Genomic DNA, 17684 nt, shown 5'->3' on the forward strand with positions numbered 1-17684 from the left:
TGATGTGATGAGTAAAACAAGCATGCAAGTGTTAGAGTCAATGCTTGCTTTATGTCCAAGCGAACATTATTAATCAAAACAAGTGAGAGTCAAGGATAAAGGCTGATTATCCCGACTAAAGTCGAGCATAGTCAGCCTAAGATGAGTTACAGAATCAACTCTTTTACAATACGTGCGCCGAAATAACCCAAAGATAACAAAATACTACCAGACAAGCTGTAGAGTACTGCGGTTCTTATGCGGCAACCGATTGTAAATTGTTGCCATATCATTGCACCGTATACTAGCCAAGCTGCAATTGAGAGGATGGCTTTATGGCCTTTTCCGTCTTCAAACATATCGTCTAAGAAGATAAAGCCAGTCGCCAAAGATAAACTTAGCAAAATAAAACCTATTATCACTAAATGATATAACTGCTTCTCAACCGTCATTAGCGGTGGCATCGCAGGGTTCATGATCATCTTTTTATCTTTCAGTTTTCGCTGAATCAAATACAACTGAATGGCGTATAACGAGGCAATCATTAATGCACTGTAAGCCATTAATGAGAGTACAACGTGGACTAATATTTCTGGGTTCAGTTCAAAGTGTGTAATAAATTGTGGTGGCAATAACCACAACAGTGCAACAGATATGACTGAACAAGCAAAAATGACCGGTAGCACAACCACTACTTTTAATCTTGGTAATACGATTGCAAAAGATAAAGTGATTATCCAGTTCACTAGCGAAATTACATTGGTTAAGCTGAAGTTTTGTCCTTCACCAGTGAAAATAGATTGCGATAAAGCCAAACCGTGAAATCCAACAGCGATAATTGCTGTGCCCATCACCAACTTGCGATTAGGCCCTTCTTTATGGAACAGGCGGCTTGTCACCAGCACTAATGCAATGCAATAAAACAACATAGCCGCAGCTGAAAAAATTACCATTTTAAACCAACCTGTTTCTCATTAAATTGAGTAATAAAAATAAATATATAACACACAAAAACTATAGCCTTAGATTAACATGAATCTTTGCCTATATGGCAGTGACCTAAGACGCAAAATTTAACAGTTAATGTGTATCATCGGCAAATTCTTTACCATCTTTTCTAATAAAGCCAATGAAAAGGCTAAGTCTGTGCTGGCAATACTCGCATATCAGAGGCGTTTGGGTATAATAAGCGCCATTATCGAGTGGCTGAAGGTATAGCACTAACCATGTTTGAGAATTTATCTGACAGATTATCCCGCACCCTGAAAAATATCAGCGGTCGCGGCCGTCTTACAGAAGACAATATCAAAGAAACCCTGCGCGAAGTGCGTATGGCGCTTCTTGAAGCTGATGTTGCACTGCCTGTTGTGCGCGAGTTTGTTAACAGTGTTAAAGAACGCGCTGTTGGCCAAGAAGTGTCAAAAAGCTTAAGTCCAGGTCAAGCTTTCATCAAGATTGTTCAAGCTGAACTTGAACGTGCAATGGGTGAGTCGAACGAAGCCTTAGATCTTGCTGCGACACCACCTGCAGTCATCATGATGGCTGGTTTACAAGGTGCGGGTAAAACAACGTCTGTTGCCAAATTAAGTAAATTACTTCGTGAACGACATAAGAAATCAGTACTTGTAGTGAGTGCTGACGTTTATCGTCCAGCGGCTATTAAACAGCTAGAAACTCTTGCACAAGAAGTCGAAGTTGAGTTCTTCCCATCTGATGTCAGCCAAAAGCCCGTTGATATTGCTAATGCCGCGATTGCTCATGCCAAGTTAAAATTCATCGATGTGGTGATTGTCGATACTGCAGGTCGCCTGCACGTTGACGAAGCTATGATGGATGAAATTAAAGACCTTCATAGCGCGGTTAACCCAGTTGAGACCTTATTCGTGGTGGATGCGATGACAGGTCAAGATGCCGCTAATACAGCTAAATCATTTAATGAAGCACTACCGTTAACAGGTGTGGTGCTAACTAAGGTGGATGGTGACGCTCGTGGTGGTGCTGCATTATCTATCAGAAATATTACGGGTAAACCGATTAAGTTTTTGGGTGTCGGTGAAAAGACCGATGCATTAGAGCCTTTCCACCCTGACCGTATTGCATCACGTATCTTAGGCATGGGTGATGTACTGTCGTTGATTGAAGAAGTTGAGCGCGGTGTTGATAAAGACAAAGCGATGAAACTGGCTTCTAAAGTCAAGAAAGGTGGTGGGTTTGACCTTGAAGATTTCCGTGATCAGCTGCAGCAAATGAATAACATGGGCGGCATGATGAACATGATTGAGAAGTTGCCAGGTGTGGGACAACTGCCTCCAGAAGCGCTATCTCAAGTGCAAGACGGTAAAATGACAGGGCAAATGGAAGCCATTATTAATTCAATGACCCCAGCTGAACGTCAACGTCCTGATATTATCAAAGGTTCACGCAAACGTCGTATAGCTAATGGTTCTGGTACCCAAATCCAAGACGTTAATCGTCTTTTGAAGCAGTTTACACAAATGCAAAAAATGATGAAAAAGATGTCTGGTAAAGGTGGAATGAAAAAAATGATGCGCGGTATGGGTGGTATGTTACCCCCAGGAATGAAATTTCCAGGCCGATAAAAGGCATCGATGAGATTATTGAGAAAACCCAAGCATTAGCTTGGGTTTTTTTATTGCTTAAAAGGAATGCCAGCTGTAACAAGTGTGAATTATTTTGTTTGCTGTTATAGTGAATTAGCGCCTACACTTTGAGCGTAATTAAAGGTAACTGCTTGTTTTTATCTGATGATTTTGTCTCATCTCCCACCTTTGGGATAATGGATTACTTGGGGTCTGTTCATGGTTAGAATCATTTCTTTGCTAAAACAATGTTCGCTAGTTATTGTGTCGCTTATTGCTCTGCTTGGTTGTGAAAAGCCTGAGCCGAAAATCACCCCAAAACTCGTCGTGGTTGAACAAGTCACCTCTGCAACCGTGCCACTTTATGGCAATTATATTGGTGTGACACAAGCATCGCTTGATGTGGAAGTTAGAGCCAGAATCAATGGTTTCGTTGAAGACAAAAGTTTTATTGAAGGTAGTGCCGTCCAAGAGGGCGCACTTCTTTATCAAATTGATAATCGCCCCTATCTCGCGGTGGTCAACCGTCTTAAAGCCAATGTAGAATCACAGCAATCCGCATTAGATAAAGCAAGGCGTGATGTTGAGCGCTTAAAACCCCTATATGAACAAGATGCAACCAGTCAGTTGGATTTTGACAATGCTTTATCTGTGCTCTCTCAAGCCAAATCAAGCCTAGCCGCAAGTAAAGCAGAGCTAGATGAAGCACAACTTGAACTTAGTTATACCGAAATTAAGTCACCCATTTCCGGCTTGGTGAGTCGATCTGAGGTGGATATCGGCGCTTTGGTCGGTAGTAGTGGGCAATCCTTATTGACCCGAGTGAAGCAAGTTGACCCTATCTATGTCACTTTCAATATGTCTGCGCTGGATTATTTAAATGCTCGTCGCAGAATGACCAGCTACTCGAAGCAAAAAGAGGCTGAGCAAGAAGGTAAGGCTGTAGAAGGGTTTGTGACAATAACGCTACCTGACAATACTGAATATCCTTATTTAGGTGATGTGCGTTTTACCGACCCATCTGTCAACCCTGAAACCGGTACATTTCAAGTACGCGCAGAGCTACCCAATCCCAACAAAGAGTTACTACCGGGACAATATACCAATGTTCGTATCAAGCTCACTGAAATAAATGATGCAGTCGTCATTCCGCAACAAGCAACCCAAGTGGAGCAAGGTGGTGTGTATGTCATGGTGGTGTTGCCAAATAACAAAGTGGAGCGCCGGTTTATCGTGATTGAACATCAAGGCAAAATGGGGGTGGTTGTTAAAAGTGGCCTACGAGCTGGTGAGCTAGTGATAGTAGAAGGCATGCACCGAGTACGTCATGGTCAGTTGGCAGAACCACTTTCGCGTGAGGTTTATCAACAACGAGAAGACACAATATTGAAGGAACAGGCGCTTAAACAACAGGCATTAGAACAAGAACAGGAGCAATAACCATGGCACAATTTTTTGTGACTCGACCGGTCTATGCTTGCGTTATCTCAATTGTTATTGTTCTGCTTGGCTTAATTTCCATGTTTAAGCTACCAATTGATCAATATCCGTATATAACCCCGCCGCAAGTTAAAGTGTCTGCTTCATACCCTGGTGCGACCTCTACCACTGCCGCTGAATCGGTTGCTACCCCCTTGGAACAAGAGCTCAATGGCTTGCCCAATATGATTTATATGAGTTCTAAAAGCACTAATTCGGGCAGCGCCAATGTCACCATTACTTTTGATGTAGGCACCAACCCAGATTTAGCGGCTGTAGACGTACAGAACTCGACTCAGCAAGCAACAGGCAGTTTACCGATTGATGTGCAAAATGATGGTGTGTCGGTTTCAAAAGAAGCGTCTGTAGAGTTATTAAAACTGGCATTAACTTCAGAAGACGATCGATATGATGAAATTTATCTAAGCAACTACGGCACAATTAATATTCAAGCTGCACTGAAACGTATTCCCGGAGTTGGACGGGTACGTAATACCGGCGCCCGCAGCTACTCGATGCGAGTGTGGTTACAGCCCGATGTGATGGCGGGTTATGGACTCACCACTGCCGATGTGATTAATGCAATTAAAGCACAGAATAAAGAATCCCCCGCCGGCTCTATTGGATCGCAGCCTAATTCCGAGTCTTTAAGCATGACACTGCCCATTACCGCTGCTGGGCGAATGAGTAGCGTGCCGCAGTTTAATGAGATTATTGTCCGGGCTAACAGTGATGGTTCAATTGTGCGCCTACGTGATATTGCACGTATAGAGTTAGGTTCGTCTTCATATACCTTACAGTCTCAGTTAAATGGCGCGAATGCGACCATTCTTCAGGTGTACTTGTTACCAGGGGGTAATGCGCTTGAGGTCACCAAAAATGTCAAAGTTGAGATGGCAAAGCTAGCGGAGAAATTCCCTCAAGGTATGAATTGGGAAGTGTTTTTTGATGCATCCATTTTCATTGAAAACTCTATCGATGAAGTCGTAAAAACACTTATCGAAGCACTGGTACTGGTTATTCTCGTTGTTTATTTATTTTTGCAAAACGTAAGGGCAACACTCATCCCTGCGATTGCGGTGCCAGTATCTTTAATTGGTACATTAGCGGCCATGTTAGCCTTTGGCTTTACCATTAACACTGTGAGTTTACTGGCATTAGTGCTAGCCATTGGTATTGTGGTTGACGATGCCATCGTGGTGGTTGAGAACGTTGAGCGGCTAATGAATGAAAAAGGATTAAGCTCAGTTAAAGCCACCCAAGTTGCGATGAAAGAGCTCTCAGGCGCATTGATTGCAACAAGCTTAGTACTGGCTGCAGTGTTCGTGCCTGTATCCTTTTTAGCTGGGATAACAGGCATCATGTATCGCGAGTTTGCTATTGCGATTACTGTTGCAGTATTGATTTCAACCGTGGTTGCACTGACATTGTCGCCAGCATTATGTGCGCTGTTATTAAAGCCGGGTGACACGCCTAATCGCGGCTTTTTCAAGTGGATGAATGACAAGCTGGATATCTGCACTAATAAATACGTAGCGTTAGTGTCATTGACCACGCGTCATGCTAAACGCAGTTATCTGCTATTTGCCATAATGGTAGGCGGTGTGTATTTGATTATGTCTAGCTTACCTTCAAGTTTTATGCCCGATGAAGATCAGGGGCGTTTTTTTATTGATATGACCTTACCTGATGGGGCAACAGTTAATCGTTCACAAGCGGTATTGAAGAAAGCAGAAGAAAAAGTCCTTGCTCATCCAGCGGTTGCTTACTCATTTACTTTAGCGGGGGAAAATCGACGCTCTGGGTCGAATCAGGCTAATGGTCAATTTGAAATTATTCTCAAACCTTGGGCCGAGAGAGTAGAGACTGATGCAACAGTACAAAGTGTGATGCGAGATATTAATGCTGCATTGCTAGATGTATTAGAAGCCGAGTTCAATTTATATCTGCCCTCGGCTGTCCCTGGGCTAGGTAATGGCTCGGGTGTAGAAATGGAGCTACAAGATACATCGGGTACCAATTTTAAAGGTTTAATGGAAACGGCAGATGAGCTTGTAGAACTACTAAAATTACAACCTGAAATAGCCACCGCTGGCTTGTCGCTGCAAAGTGCGATTCCACAGTTACATTTAACCGTTGATGAGGCTAAAGCCATGGCTATTGGGGTGAATGTTGCCGATATTTATAGCACTATTCGTACCTTTACCGACTCATCCACTGTGAATGACTTCAATTTATTTGGTCGAGTATATCGAGTAAAGGTACAAGCTGAAGAAGAGTACAGGCAGTTTCCTGAGCAAATAAAAGATTACTATGTGCGCTCATCGACTGGTGCAATGGTCCCCATTGGTGTATTGGCCAAGTATGACTATTCAGTGGGGCCTGCAGCAGTGACACATTACAATCTATTTAGCAGTGCATCCGTTAATGCGACCCCCGCGAGAGGTTACGCATCTGGCGATGTGATTAAAGCAATAGAGCGAGTTGCCAAACCCATTCTCCCTAATGAGTTTAGTTATGAATGGACGGGCATAACTTACCAAGAAGTGCAGTCAGCGAATCAAACGAGTATTGCGGTTGCCTTGGCCATGGTATTTGTGTTTCTTTTTCTCGCAGCGCTATATGAGAGCTGGACGATTCCGATAGCCGTATTACTTATCGCGCCAATAGCGATGTTGGGCGCGGCATTAGGTACTTGGGCGAGTGGAATGGAAAGTAACTTGTTTTTCCAAGTCGCATTCATTGCACTCATAGGTATGGCTGCAAAGAATTCGATTTTAATTGTCGAGTTTGCCAACCAGTTACATAAACAAGGCAAGACACGCCTTGAGGCGGCATTGGAAGCGGCCAATATGCGCTTTCGCCCGATTTTAATGACATCCATGGCATTTATACTAGGCGTACTTCCACTGGTGTTATCTGTTGGTCCAGGTGCTGTGAGCCGACAAAGTATTTCAATCCCAATCCTATGCGGCATGGTATTCGCTACCACCGTGGGTATTGTATTTGTTCCGCTATTTTTTGTCACAACCGCGGGATGGTTAAAGTCAAAGTTGGATAATTATGAAGAGCCACAGAGCCAAGTTTCACAGGAGGGTTCTCATGGATAAGTTACCAACTCACTTACTCGCCAATAATGTGAAACTCAATGCTGAAAAAATGAAGCTTATTGCGCTTATATGTAGTGCCTTGTTTTACACAGGTTGTGCGATGGGGCCAGATTATGAGCGTTCGGATATGGTACTGCCAGCACAGTATCAACAAGAGCTAGTTCAGGAGCAGACCAAGAATGTTGGGCAAGTTAAATGGCAAGAGTTTTACCTTGACCCAAATGTGCAACAGCTTATTAGTCATGCTCTGGGTCAAAACCTAGATTTAGCAGCTGTGCGTTCTCGTTTGATTGCTGCGAGATCGCAAATGACAGTGACGGATGCTGCGTTATATCCCGATGTTGGGATGGAAGTCAACGCTGAGCGCTCTATTGATAGTGGTATCACCAGCACCAATCCAACCCATGGTAATGAGTTTGATATAGCAGGTACTGTATCTTGGGAGCTAGATATTTGGGGAGCAAATCGCCGCCGAAGTGAAGCCGAGTATGCCAATTATTTATCTGCACAGGATTCATTAAATCTAACCGTCATCAGTCTGATCAGCGATGTAGCGAGCCGTTATTACGAATGGTTAGACATTGAGCAACGTTATCGTATATCGACTAATACAGTAGCACTGCGTCGTAAAGAGCGTGATTTAGCTAGGCTGAGAAAACAAAATGGGGTGATTTCTGGCTTAGAAGTGAAACAAGCTGAAGTGGAATATCAGAGTGCAAAAGTGACGTTGCCAGATCTGGACTTTGAGCGTCAACAAAAAGCAAATCAGTTAAAGGTGTTACTTGGAGAGTATGATTACCCACTTGTATTTCCAGATGATATTCAATCATTGATTTCAGCTGACTTATTTCCTGCTCAGTTTAAAGTAGGTATCCCGTCACAAATGCTATCCCAGCGTCCAGATGTGAGAGCCGCAGAACAAGCTGTGATAGCTGCGAATGCGAATGTCGGTGTGGCTAAAACGGCTTTCTTCCCCAAATTTACTATTTCAGGCAGTTATGGCACCGAGACTGATGACTTGGGTAGTATCTTTGATAGCCAAGGTCTGACTTGGTCTTTGTTGGGGGGAATAACCGCGCCCATTTTCAATGCTGGCAGTATTTCTGCACAATATGACATAGCTCAAGAGTCTTCCAAGCAAGCATTACTGGCATATCGTAGCGCGGTGTTATCAGCATTTTTCGAAGTCAATGATGCAATGAATAGCTTTAGACGATCCGAGCTCGCCATTGAAGCCCAAAAAGAGTTAGTTGATGCTTCACGTGATTATGCACATCTTGCGACATTGCGTTACCGCAATGGTGTTGCGAGTTCACTCGATTTGATGGATGCACAAAGAAGTTTATTTAATGCAGAGTTATCATTGAGTGAAGTCAGGCGAGATAAGTTATTAGCCATCATAAAGTTATATCGATCACTTGGCGGTGGCGTGATGACTCAACAACAAATCTCGCAAATGATGACTGACTATGACGCAAACCTTGAGACTCAATAACGTTGAAGGTGTGGTATTATTTTCACGTATGATTCTTTAGTGCCCCTATATTCATTTCTTCAGCACGTTTTATAGCCAAAAAACATTGCATTCGCTGACCATTCAGGTAAAATCTGTCGGCTTTCTTTCTGGGACCTCTGCGAACACGGGTTCCAGTTTTTATTTTTGCTTCATGCAAATCATTAGAGGAATAAAACGCATGGTTACCATTCGTTTAGCTCGTGGCGGCGCTAAAAAGCGTCCATTTTACAACATCGTAGTGGCTGATAGCCGCAATGCTCGTGACGGTCGTTTCATCGAACGTGTAGGTTTCTTCAACCCAATGGCTAAAGGCCAAGAAGAAACTTTACGTTTAGATCTTGATCGTGTTGAGCACTGGGTAGCTACTGGTGCTGCAACATCTGAGCGTGTTGCTAAGTTAATCAAAGACGCACGTAAAGCTGCTGCTTAATTGTGTGTGGGTATAGATAGATGAACGATAACCAACAGCCGATTGTACTGGGTAAATTAGGCTCTAGTCATGGCATTAAAGGTTGGATAAAAATCACTGCCTATACCGATTCTGTTGAAGGTATTTTTGACTATTCACCTTGGTTGTTAAACGAACAAGGCGAATGGCGCGAAGTGAAAGTTAAGCAATGGAAACCTCAAGGTAAAGCGGTTATCGCTGAGCTTGAAGGGGTGACCAATCGCGAACAGGCGCAGATGCTCACAAATTGTGAGATCGGCATTATGCCTGAGCAAATGCAAGAGTTAGCTGATGATGAATTTTATTGGCGTGACCTGATTGGCTGCGAAGTGACTAACACTAAAGGCTATAACATGGGTAAGGTCGATCAGATCGTGGAAACAGGATCTAATGACGTATTGCTCGTAAAAGCTAACGCTAAAGATGCATTCGGCAAAGCGGAACGTATGATCCCCTTTGTCACCGAGCAGTTCATTAAAGAAGTGGACTTGCAAGGTAAACAGGTTGTAGTGGATTGGGATCCTGACTTCTAAGTCGAGGTGCAACATATGTGGTTAGGGGTTGTAACCCTGTTTCCTGAGATGTTTCGTGCCGTAACAGACTTTGGGGTGACGGGTCGAGCCGTGAAAAACGGCCTGCTTGAGGTACACACGTGGAATCCTCGTGATTTCACACATGATAGACATAACACGGTTGATGATCGCCCTTACGGTGGTGGACCTGGAATGTTAATGATGGTGCAACCTCTGCGTGATGCCATTCATGCTGCTAAAGCGGCAGCGGATGACAGAGCGAAAGTGATTTATCTATCTCCTCAGGGGCGCAAGCTGGATCAGCGAGGTGCTTCTGAGTTAGCTAAATCAGACAGTTTGATTTTGGTGTGTGGTCGGTATGAAGGTATCGATGAACGCATTATTCAAGCTGAAGTGGATGAAGAATGGTCAATTGGTGATTACGTGCTTTCGGGCGGTGAATTACCCGCAATGACCTTGATTGATTCAGTTGCGAGGTTAGTGCCAGGCGTACTAGGCAAGCAAGCGTCAGCAGAGCAAGATTCTTTCTCTGAAGGCTTACTGGATTGTCCTCATTACACACGCCCTGAAAACTTAGATGGTATGACGGTTCCTGCAGTGCTATTAAGCGGTGACCACGAAAAAATTCGACTCTGGCGGTTACAACAAAGTCTCGGAAGAACTTTTTTGCGACGACCAGAATTATTTGAAAATCTAGCTCTGACTGACGAACAATCGACTTTATTAGCGCAGTTCGTACATGATACGGACAAGTCCGCATAGTCAACGCTTCAGTTATTCTAGAACGGAGTAAGTTATGAACAACATCATTAAAATGCTCAACGATGAGCAAATGAAAACAGACGTACCTGAGTTTGGTGCTGGTGATACAGTAGTAGTTAAGGTTCGTGTAAAAGAAGGTAACAAAGAACGTCTACAGGCTTTTGAAGGCGTAGTTATCGCTAAGCGTAACCGTGGTTTGCACTCTGCATTCACAGTTCGCAAAATCTCTAATGGTGAAGGCGTTGAGCGTGCATTCCAAACGCACAGCCCACTAATCTCAAGCATCGAAGTGAAACGTCGCGGTCGCGTTCGTCGTGCTAAGCTGTACTACTTACGTGAGCGTTCAGGTAAATCTGCACGTATCCGTGAGAAATTGGCAACTAAGTAATAGTTACCTAAACAGAATAAAGATGCAGTGTTCGCACAATAACCCGCCTAAAGGCGGGTTTTTGTTTATATAGACCAAATTAAATCAGTTTTGTTCTTGCTTTCAGGTGTCGCTAAGGGCATAGTTACCTCTCGGTTGTAATGGTGTAGCGGTACACCTTTACTTTTGGGTTGTTATATCTCAGCTCATAAACAGAAAATACACTCGAATTTATGCAATTAGGTAATGGTTAAAGGCAATTCATATGCAGCAAGATACAATTAATAATGTACACATTAGCGCTGAACAGGTGCTTTCTACTCCAGCACAGCTTAAACAGGAGCGGCCTTTATCAGCTCATGCTCAGCAGTATATTTTGGATGCCAGACAAACCGTTTCTGATATTGTGCATAAACGAGACAATCGAGTATTAGTGGTTGCTGGTCCTTGCTCAATTCATGATATCGATGCAGCCAAAGAATATGCACTGAAACTGAAGCGTTTGCATGATGAACTGCAAGATGATTTATACATTTTAATGCGGGTTTACTTTGAAAAGCCACGTACCACAGTTGGCTGGAAAGGCCTGATTAATGACCCTGATATGAATGGCTCATTTAATGTTGAGAAAGGCTTAAGAATGGCGCGAGAGTTAATGATATGGTTAGCTGAGCTTGAACTACCTGTCGCCACTGAAGCGCTAGATCCAATTAGCCCACAGTATATTTCAGAACTTGTCACATGGTCAGCCATCGGTGCACGTACTACAGAATCTCAAACCCACAGAGAAATGGCATCGGGCCTTTCTATGCCTGTAGGGTTTAAGAATGGTACCGACGGCAAGTTAGATGTTGCAATGAACGCACTAAAATCTGCTGCGAGTAGCCACCGTTTCATGGGCATTAATCAAGAAGGTCAGGTGTGCCTGTTGCAGACTGATGGTAACCCAGATGGTCACGTTATTCTGCGTGGTGGTAAAGCCCCAAATTACGATGCAGACAGTGTTAGACAGTGTGAACAGCAATTACATGCCGCTAAGTTAAATGCGCGACTTGTGATTGATTGCAGTCATGGTAATTCGGCCAAAGATCATTCACGCCAGAAGCAGGTTAGCCAAGATGTGTTTGATCAGATAAGCCAAGGCAATAAATCCATTATTGGTATCATGCTAGAAAGTCATTTAAATGAGGGGAATCAAAGTAGTGACAACCCTGATGCTCTAGAATATGGTGTATCAGTCACAGATGCCTGCATTGACTGGGCAACCACAGAAAAAATTCTGGTGGGTGGTGCTAAGCAACTCGCTCCAGTGCTGCCACAACGTTTTAATACACAGCAAGTCGTAAATGGCTAATGAGTAAATAATACATGAATGAGAAAACCACAGCTGATTTAGAGCAACTGAGAGATTTAATTGATGGCGTTGATAAGCAGTTACTCAATTTATTGCGTAAGCGCTTAGATCTCGTCGCTCAAGTTGGTGCGGTGAAACACGCAGCAGGTGTCCCCATTTATGCGCCACAACGTGAAGCGGCGATGTTAGCCAAGCGTAGGGCTGAAGCCGAATCAATGGGTATATCACCGCAGCTTATTGAGGATGTGCTACGTCGACTAATGCGTGAATCATACCTCAATGAAAAAGATGTGGGTTTCAAACAAGTCAAAACCGACTTAGGCCATGTTGTCATTGTGGGTGGTGAAGGGCAGTTAGGTCAATTGTTTGGTCAAATGCTCAGTCTTTCAGGTTATGAAGTCAAAACACTTGATAAAGATGACTGGATGAATGCTAAACATTTATTTGATGGTGCTGGTATGGTACTGGTAACTGTGCCAATCAAGGTGACTTGTGATGTGATCCGTACGCATTTAACGCAGCTACCATCAGACTGTATCTTGGCTGACTTAACATCGATTAAAGGTGAGCCTGTTCAAGCTATGTTAGATGCTCACCAAGGGCCTGTTGTCGGTTTGCATCCTATGTTTGGTCCTGATGTTGGCAGTCTTGCTAAACAGGTCGTTGTGGTATGTCATGGCCGTGATGAGCATGAGTATCAATGGTTACTTGAACAGATCCAAATTTGGGGTGCGCGTATTGTTGTTGCCGAACCTCAAAACCATGATAGTGCCATGCAACTCGTGCAGGCCATGCGTCACTTCTCAAGCTTTGTCTATGGCCTTAACCTTTGTAAAGAACAAGCTGATATAGATAATTTATTACAGTTTAGCTCACCCATTTACCGATTAGAGCTGGCTATGGTTGGTCGTTTATTTGCTCAAGATCCGGAGCTGTACGCCGATATAATCTTTGCACAGCAAGGCAGTTTGGTGGCTATCAGTGATTATCTTGAAAACTATCAAGAAGCGCTAACGTTATTGAAATCCGGTAACCGTGAAGCCTTTGTTGAGCAATTTAAACAAGTCGCACAATGGTTTGGAGACTTTGCACCACAGTTCCAGCATGAAAGTCGAGCCATGTTACAGTCAGTCAATGATATGAAAGTTGGGTAAATAAATTCCTTGCTTAAGCATTGCTAATTGTGGATATCGCGATTATGGTTAATTAGTAGAAGGTGGTCAGTCACTGGGTTTAATATTTAATTCAGTGATACTTGCTAAATTATCACCTTCTTACTTATCACTCATTTACCATCGGAGATATGCTTATGACGACTGCCTCGCCTCAGATTTGTGCAGACTCCTTGATAAAAGATAAGTCTTTAGGTCATTTCCTCTACGGATTAATGAGCGCATTTCCATTATTTTTCCTGCCAGTTTTAATTAGCTTATGGCTTAATTTAATTCAAAAGCATGTCGAGCCTAGCTCATTGCTAGCGAGTCACTTACGCTGGCAAAAGGTCAGTATCATGGGCTTGGCTGTGATGTTGTTTGCCGGTTACATGAGCGCTGGGTTGTGGATTAGCTTACCTTTGTATCTTATTGCAATTGCTTGGTTTTGTTACCGTGTATTTAAAGGTTGGCTTAGTCTAAATGATGGCGTAAAGCTATAAACTGTTTCAGTTCTCTCAACACTAAAAAGGCACCCGAAGGGTGCCTTTATTATTGACGCTCACTCTCAATCATTATTAATTAAGCATAGCCTGCAATACTTCGGTTTGAATACTTTGCTCAACCTGAATGATGACACCAGATAGGCCTAACTGTTTCACAGCAGTAGCGTGTTGTTGTAAGTTCTCGGTTGTCGCTATCTGTGCAGTATTCACTAATATTGGCAAGTGACTTTTCGCTTTGACAGCTATGATGCTGGCGAGATCTAACATTACTTTCGCGTCATTTGTATTGATTATTCCTGAATCAACAAGACCAATTTGTAGATTACCTTGGTTGAGCAACGTATCAGCACTGGCTAACCATTCATCATTGTTGGCATTTGAATGACGCTCTAGTAACACTGGCTTACTGAGACTCCCCGCTTGAGTTAATAAACCGGTGTCGAACATATATTGCCCTGAAATCATCAATGCATCAGCATCTTGGCAAGTACCCGGAAGTTCATTACCGTGTTCAAGATATAAAATACTGGCTAAACCCGCTTGGCTGATGGCTTTTAAGGCCTCACTAATTTCACGGGAAGCAAGCTTTGCATCGTGCTGGCAAATAACGGCGTTAAAACCAGATTCTTTGGCTTGTTTAGCTTGTAATGTAATCGCGTTAATATCAGATGACAGTGTTAACCATTTGAATGTACTAAATGCATTGTCACTAATGCTGAAATGGCTAAATTCTAGCGTAGTTTGCTCTTTATAGCTGCGATCGTGTTTTGCAATACTTGTTGTTTGTTCTAGCCCTTTTGAACTGTTTGGTTCTATTAATAGTTGTGCTTGTGATAGCTGGGTAGGTTTAACCGTCTCACATGGATAACAGCCAAGCACTTTAATGAATCGTGTGTGTTGGCCGAGCTCTTGAATCGCTTGTTGTACACTTTCAGATGCAAGGTTGGCATCAATGTCAAGGTAGAACATTTCCTCCCATGGTGTACCTGTAATCGGTCTTGATTCCAGTTTTGTCATATTCAATTGGTGATTACGCAATACAATCAGCGCTTCAACTAATGCACCTGGTTTATGACCTGTTGCCATAATTAATGTGGTTTTAGCTGGTAGTTGCACAGGTACTTCCACTGCTTTTCTGGCAACAACAATAAAGCGGCTTTGATTGATTTGTTGATTCGCTAAGTCTTCTTCTATTACTTCAAGTTGATATAACGCTCCGCCTTCTGCACTACCAATAGCGGCAATGTTTACCTCAGTGCTTTCAATGACTTTATTCATTGCTTCAGCGCTGCTAGAGCAATATTGCAGTTTTAACTCGGGATGATTTCTTAAGTAACTACTGCATTGGCTAATTGGCTGCGGGTGAGCATAGACGGTGGTGATATCTTTAGCTGAGGTGCCTTTCTTCGCTAATAAGCAGTGTCCTACTTCGATAGTGGTTTCACCCACAATGGAAAGCGAAGTATGTTGTAGCACATCATAGACTTCGTTTATTGATCCTGAAGAAGTATTTTCTATAGGTAAAAAGCCATAATCAGCATGGCCTCTTTCAACTGCATTGATAATGTCATCGAAGCTTTGACAACCATAATCGACCATTTCGACTTGGCGTCGGTCACAGTAACGTGATGCTGCTAGATAGGAGTAAGAACCTCTTGCACCAAGGTATGCCACAGTGGTTTGCGACTGTTGAGTTTGTTGATTTGCTCGACTATGAAGGTAAGCTTGCTGGTTAAGGACAGAATCTTCAATGATACTCTGGTATAGAGAAATGACGTAATGGGCTTCTAAACCTTGTTCACGCCCTTGTTGAACTAACCGTTCCAGCAATTCCTTTTCTCTTTGAACATCTCTTATCGGTCTTACATCGACTTCTTTGCTTCTGGCAACATCTAAGCTTAGCTCACGTCTTTTAGACAGTAATGATAATAACTGCTTATCTAATGCAGTGATTTGTTCTCTAGTATGGCCTAGCTTAGGTAATTTTGACATTGATTAACCTTTACAAATTTGCTGCTGGATAACAGCAATCACATTAAATACAAAAAAGCCTCCCTGGTGGGAGGCTTATGAATTTTCATTTTCGTTTTTACACAGAAAATCCGCCCCCGAGGATGGAATGAATAAAAAAGAAAATAAAAAATCGGTTCTTTAGCGTGTTCATAGTCTTCAAAAGCGTGTTCAATAGTATTCAAATTAAAGCGAGGTTGAGTAGGTGTCAATGGAAAATTACTCAAGCAGATAATTATTTGCACTAGCGCATGTATTTATTTACAGGTGCATATGGGTTATAAAGCAAAAAGCGCACCCGAGGTGCGCTTGGTTTGAAATGAAATAACTATCAAGCTGCGTTGTCCTCCTGATTTTCATACTCAAACTCATCTTCTACTTCTGGTAAAGTAGCATGGCGTTGTGAGTGAGGTTTATGGGTCAGGCGATTTAGCTGTTTCTCCAGCTTTTGTCCCATTGCAGTAATTGCTGCGTAAAGGTTTTCGTTTTTCGCCTGTGCAAATAATTCGCCACTAGGTATACCAACTGAAGCTTCAATCTTAAACTGCTGTTTCTCCTGCGTGATTATGACATGTGGATTGATTAACTGGATATCATGTCGGCTTAACTTTTCAAGGCGGCCTTCGATACGTTCACGGATAGGGGCAGTGACTTCAAGTTGCTTGCTAGTAATTTTCAGCATATTTAGAACCTTCTGTTATTTGCTTAACTTCAGACTACCAACTTTAGTGGCGTTAAACGAGAAGTTGATCACGTTTTTACTGGGTTATAAATCCGTTTGCTGCAAATTTGAGCGCTTAGATTAAATGGGTTTAATCAGGTCAATATTTGCTTGAAATCCCCTATTTTTAGGTTCATATTTGAATGAATAGCTTACTTAAGCATAGGTTGATTCTCTCAACTTTTCACACTTTTTCTTTCCTCGTTTACTTTCTCTTACGTAAATCTACTTAAACTTTTCTCACTGCTATTTTGTTCCTGATTATAAAAATGTAAGGTTACTTTTTATAAAACGTACGGTTACTGCGGTAAACCATTCTCACTCAATTGAATACATATTAGGTTCTAGGGATGAAGACAAAAATAACAGTATGGGATATACCCACAAGGCTATTTCATTGGAGTTTAGTGTGCTTAATGGCCGCATTATGGTGGACGGCCGATCAAGGTGAGATGGAGTGGCATCAGATCTGTGCCTATGCACTGATGGTGTTAATTGTGTTTCGCTGGGTGTGGGGTGTTATTGGTAGTGACACAGCAAAGTTTACAGACTTTATGACCTTGCCTAGTACTGCCTGGCGCTATTTACGTGGTCAATATAAGGCAAAGACTCTAGGGCATAACCCATTAGGCGGCTACATGGTCATGGCCTTCATGCTTTGTCTGAGCTTACAGTTAATAACGGGTTTATTCGCGACAGATGATATTTTTACTGAAGGGCCACTTTACCAGTATGTTTCCTCTGATATGGCTTCTACTTTAACTTGGCTACACAAGCTGAATTTTGAAATCATTTTGTACATGGTGGCAATTCATGTACTTGCAGTAATTGTGCACCAGTTAAAAGGGGAGAATCTGATTGTCGCCATGGTTACGGGCAATAAAAAAGCAGAACAAGGTGTAGTAGGGCCTTCAATCGCAGCTAGCTGGAAAGCCGTTTTAATTATAAGCGCTTTAGGGGCAATTGTTTGGTATATGCTCATTGCACCAATAGTGGCTTTTTTATAGAAAGGTTTATTTAAGACGCCAACACTAGATCATATCTAATGCTGGCTAACCAATGTCATGTTGATGAAATTTCAGACATAAAAATGCCCACTTAGTTGTGGGCATTTTTAATGATGATAACCACGAAGCGCATGCTTTAGG

Annotated in this window: 15 protein-coding genes and 1 other annotated feature; of the genes, 12 read left to right on the forward strand and 3 right to left on the reverse strand. The window is 42.6% G+C overall.

Annotated elements, in window-relative coordinates; all coding sequences use genetic code 11:
• Positions 1 to 146 precede the first annotated feature (146 nt).
• Entirely contained in the window at positions 147 to 932 is a 786-nt protein-coding gene (locus ACHUGF_RS05205) for a cytochrome C assembly family protein (protein ID WP_394129721.1), read from the reverse strand.
• A 273-nt stretch (positions 933 to 1205) separates the two neighbouring features.
• On the opposite strand from ACHUGF_RS05205, the gene ffh reads away from it, so the two are divergent.
• From ffh to ACHUGF_RS05260, 11 genes are all read left to right on the forward strand, one after another.
• On the forward strand, positions 1206 to 2579 hold the full coding sequence (gene ffh, locus ACHUGF_RS05210; RefSeq protein ID WP_394129722.1) for a signal recognition particle protein: 1374 nt from the start codon (positions 1206 to 1208) through the stop codon (positions 2577 to 2579).
• 219 nt (positions 2580 to 2798) lie between these two features.
• Positions 2799 to 4019, forward strand: a complete 1221-nt coding sequence (locus ACHUGF_RS05215) for an efflux RND transporter periplasmic adaptor subunit (RefSeq protein ID WP_394129723.1) — start codon at positions 2799 to 2801, stop codon at positions 4017 to 4019.
• A gap of 2 nt (positions 4020 to 4021) precedes the next feature.
• Positions 4022 to 7168, forward strand: coding sequence for an efflux RND transporter permease subunit (locus tag ACHUGF_RS05220; protein ID WP_394129724.1), 3147 nt, complete (start codon positions 4022 to 4024; stop codon positions 7166 to 7168).
• Positions 7161 to 8663 carry an efflux transporter outer membrane subunit gene (locus ACHUGF_RS05225; RefSeq protein ID WP_394129725.1) on the forward strand — a complete coding sequence of 501 codons (1503 nt, stop codon included), beginning with the start codon at positions 7161 to 7163 and terminating at the stop codon, positions 8661 to 8663. The genes ACHUGF_RS05220 and ACHUGF_RS05225 overlap by 8 nt, the downstream gene beginning before the upstream one ends.
• A gap of 199 nt (positions 8664 to 8862) precedes the next feature.
• Positions 8863 to 9114 (forward strand): 30S ribosomal protein S16, encoded by a 252-nt coding sequence (gene rpsP / locus ACHUGF_RS05230; protein WP_394129726.1) that lies wholly within the window; start codon positions 8863 to 8865, stop codon positions 9112 to 9114.
• Between the two features lie 20 nt (positions 9115 to 9134).
• The gene (gene rimM / locus ACHUGF_RS05235; RefSeq protein ID WP_394129727.1) at positions 9135 to 9665 is read left to right on the forward strand and encodes a ribosome maturation factor RimM; all 531 of its coding nucleotides are present in this window, start codon (positions 9135 to 9137) and stop codon (positions 9663 to 9665) included.
• A gap of 15 nt (positions 9666 to 9680) precedes the next feature.
• The gene (gene trmD / locus ACHUGF_RS05240; RefSeq protein WP_394129728.1) at positions 9681 to 10427 is read left to right on the forward strand and encodes a tRNA (guanosine(37)-N1)-methyltransferase TrmD; all 747 of its coding nucleotides are present in this window, start codon (positions 9681 to 9683) and stop codon (positions 10425 to 10427) included.
• Positions 10428 to 10461: 34 nt separating this feature from the next.
• Positions 10462 to 10815, forward strand: coding sequence for a 50S ribosomal protein L19 (gene rplS / locus ACHUGF_RS05245; RefSeq protein WP_130601535.1), 354 nt, complete (start codon positions 10462 to 10464; stop codon positions 10813 to 10815).
• A gap of 244 nt (positions 10816 to 11059) precedes the next feature.
• Positions 11060 to 12148, forward strand: a complete 1089-nt coding sequence (locus ACHUGF_RS05250; protein WP_394129729.1) for a 3-deoxy-7-phosphoheptulonate synthase — start codon at positions 11060 to 11062, stop codon at positions 12146 to 12148.
• 14 nt (positions 12149 to 12162) lie between these two features.
• Positions 12163 to 13302 (forward strand): bifunctional chorismate mutase/prephenate dehydrogenase, encoded by a 1140-nt coding sequence (gene tyrA, locus ACHUGF_RS05255; RefSeq protein WP_394129730.1) that lies wholly within the window; start codon positions 12163 to 12165, stop codon positions 13300 to 13302.
• Between the two features lie 155 nt (positions 13303 to 13457).
• Positions 13458 to 13802 (forward strand): hypothetical protein, encoded by a 345-nt coding sequence (locus ACHUGF_RS05260; RefSeq protein ID WP_394129731.1) that lies wholly within the window; start codon positions 13458 to 13460, stop codon positions 13800 to 13802.
• Between the two features lie 75 nt (positions 13803 to 13877).
• On the opposite strand, the gene ACHUGF_RS05265 is transcribed toward ACHUGF_RS05260, so the two are convergent.
• Positions 13878 to 15797, reverse strand: coding sequence for a chorismate mutase (locus ACHUGF_RS05265; protein WP_394129732.1), 1920 nt, complete (start codon positions 15795 to 15797; stop codon positions 13878 to 13880).
• Positions 15798 to 15845: 48 nt separating this feature from the next.
• Positions 15846 to 15964: a sequence feature (Phe leader region), on the reverse strand.
• Positions 15965 to 16146: 182 nt separating this feature from the next.
• The gene (gene hpf, locus ACHUGF_RS05270; RefSeq protein WP_394129733.1) at positions 16147 to 16497 is read right to left on the reverse strand and encodes a ribosome hibernation-promoting factor, HPF/YfiA family; all 351 of its coding nucleotides are present in this window, start codon (positions 16495 to 16497) and stop codon (positions 16147 to 16149) included.
• 389 nt (positions 16498 to 16886) lie between these two features.
• On the opposite strand from hpf, the gene ACHUGF_RS05275 reads away from it, so the two are divergent.
• A complete protein-coding gene (locus ACHUGF_RS05275; RefSeq protein ID WP_394129734.1) occupies positions 16887 to 17543 on the forward strand; it encodes a cytochrome b/b6 domain-containing protein in 657 nt (218 codons plus the stop codon).
• The last annotated feature ends 141 nt before the right edge of the window (positions 17544 to 17684 follow it).

The sequence above is a fragment of the Shewanella maritima genome (genome assembly GCF_043643735.1).
Classification (GTDB): domain Bacteria; phylum Pseudomonadota; class Gammaproteobacteria; order Enterobacterales; family Shewanellaceae; genus Shewanella; species Shewanella maritima_A.

Bases quoted from the DNA above. Each gene is read 5' to 3' on its own strand.
- ACHUGF_RS05275 (WP_394129734.1), top strand. From the start codon at position 16,887: ATGAAGACAAAAATAACAGTATGGGATATACCCACAAGGCTATTTCAT.
- ACHUGF_RS05225 (WP_394129725.1), top strand. From the start codon at position 7,161: ATGGATAAGTTACCAACTCACTTACTCGCCAATAATGTGAAACTCAAT.
- ACHUGF_RS05265 (WP_394129732.1), bottom strand. From the start codon at position 15,797: ATGTCAAAATTACCTAAGCTAGGCCATACTAGAGAACAAATCACTGCA.
- hpf (WP_394129733.1), bottom strand. From the start codon at position 16,497: ATGCTGAAAATTACTAGCAAGCAACTTGAAGTCACTGCCCCTATCCGT.
- ACHUGF_RS05250 (WP_394129729.1), top strand. From the start codon at position 11,060: ATGCAGCAAGATACAATTAATAATGTACACATTAGCGCTGAACAGGTG.
- trmD (WP_394129728.1), top strand. From the start codon at position 9,681: ATGTGGTTAGGGGTTGTAACCCTGTTTCCTGAGATGTTTCGTGCCGTA.
- ffh (WP_394129722.1), top strand. From the start codon at position 1,206: ATGTTTGAGAATTTATCTGACAGATTATCCCGCACCCTGAAAAATATC.
- ACHUGF_RS05205 (WP_394129721.1), bottom strand. From the start codon at position 932: ATGGTAATTTTTTCAGCTGCGGCTATGTTGTTTTATTGCATTGCATTA.
- ACHUGF_RS05260 (WP_394129731.1), top strand. From the start codon at position 13,458: ATGACGACTGCCTCGCCTCAGATTTGTGCAGACTCCTTGATAAAAGAT.
- rimM (WP_394129727.1), top strand. From the start codon at position 9,135: ATGAACGATAACCAACAGCCGATTGTACTGGGTAAATTAGGCTCTAGT.
- rpsP (WP_394129726.1), top strand. From the start codon at position 8,863: ATGGTTACCATTCGTTTAGCTCGTGGCGGCGCTAAAAAGCGTCCATTT.
- rplS (WP_130601535.1), top strand. From the start codon at position 10,462: ATGAACAACATCATTAAAATGCTCAACGATGAGCAAATGAAAACAGAC.
- tyrA (WP_394129730.1), top strand. From the start codon at position 12,163: ATGAATGAGAAAACCACAGCTGATTTAGAGCAACTGAGAGATTTAATT.
- ACHUGF_RS05215 (WP_394129723.1), top strand. From the start codon at position 2,799: ATGGTTAGAATCATTTCTTTGCTAAAACAATGTTCGCTAGTTATTGTG.
- ACHUGF_RS05220 (WP_394129724.1), top strand. From the start codon at position 4,022: ATGGCACAATTTTTTGTGACTCGACCGGTCTATGCTTGCGTTATCTCA.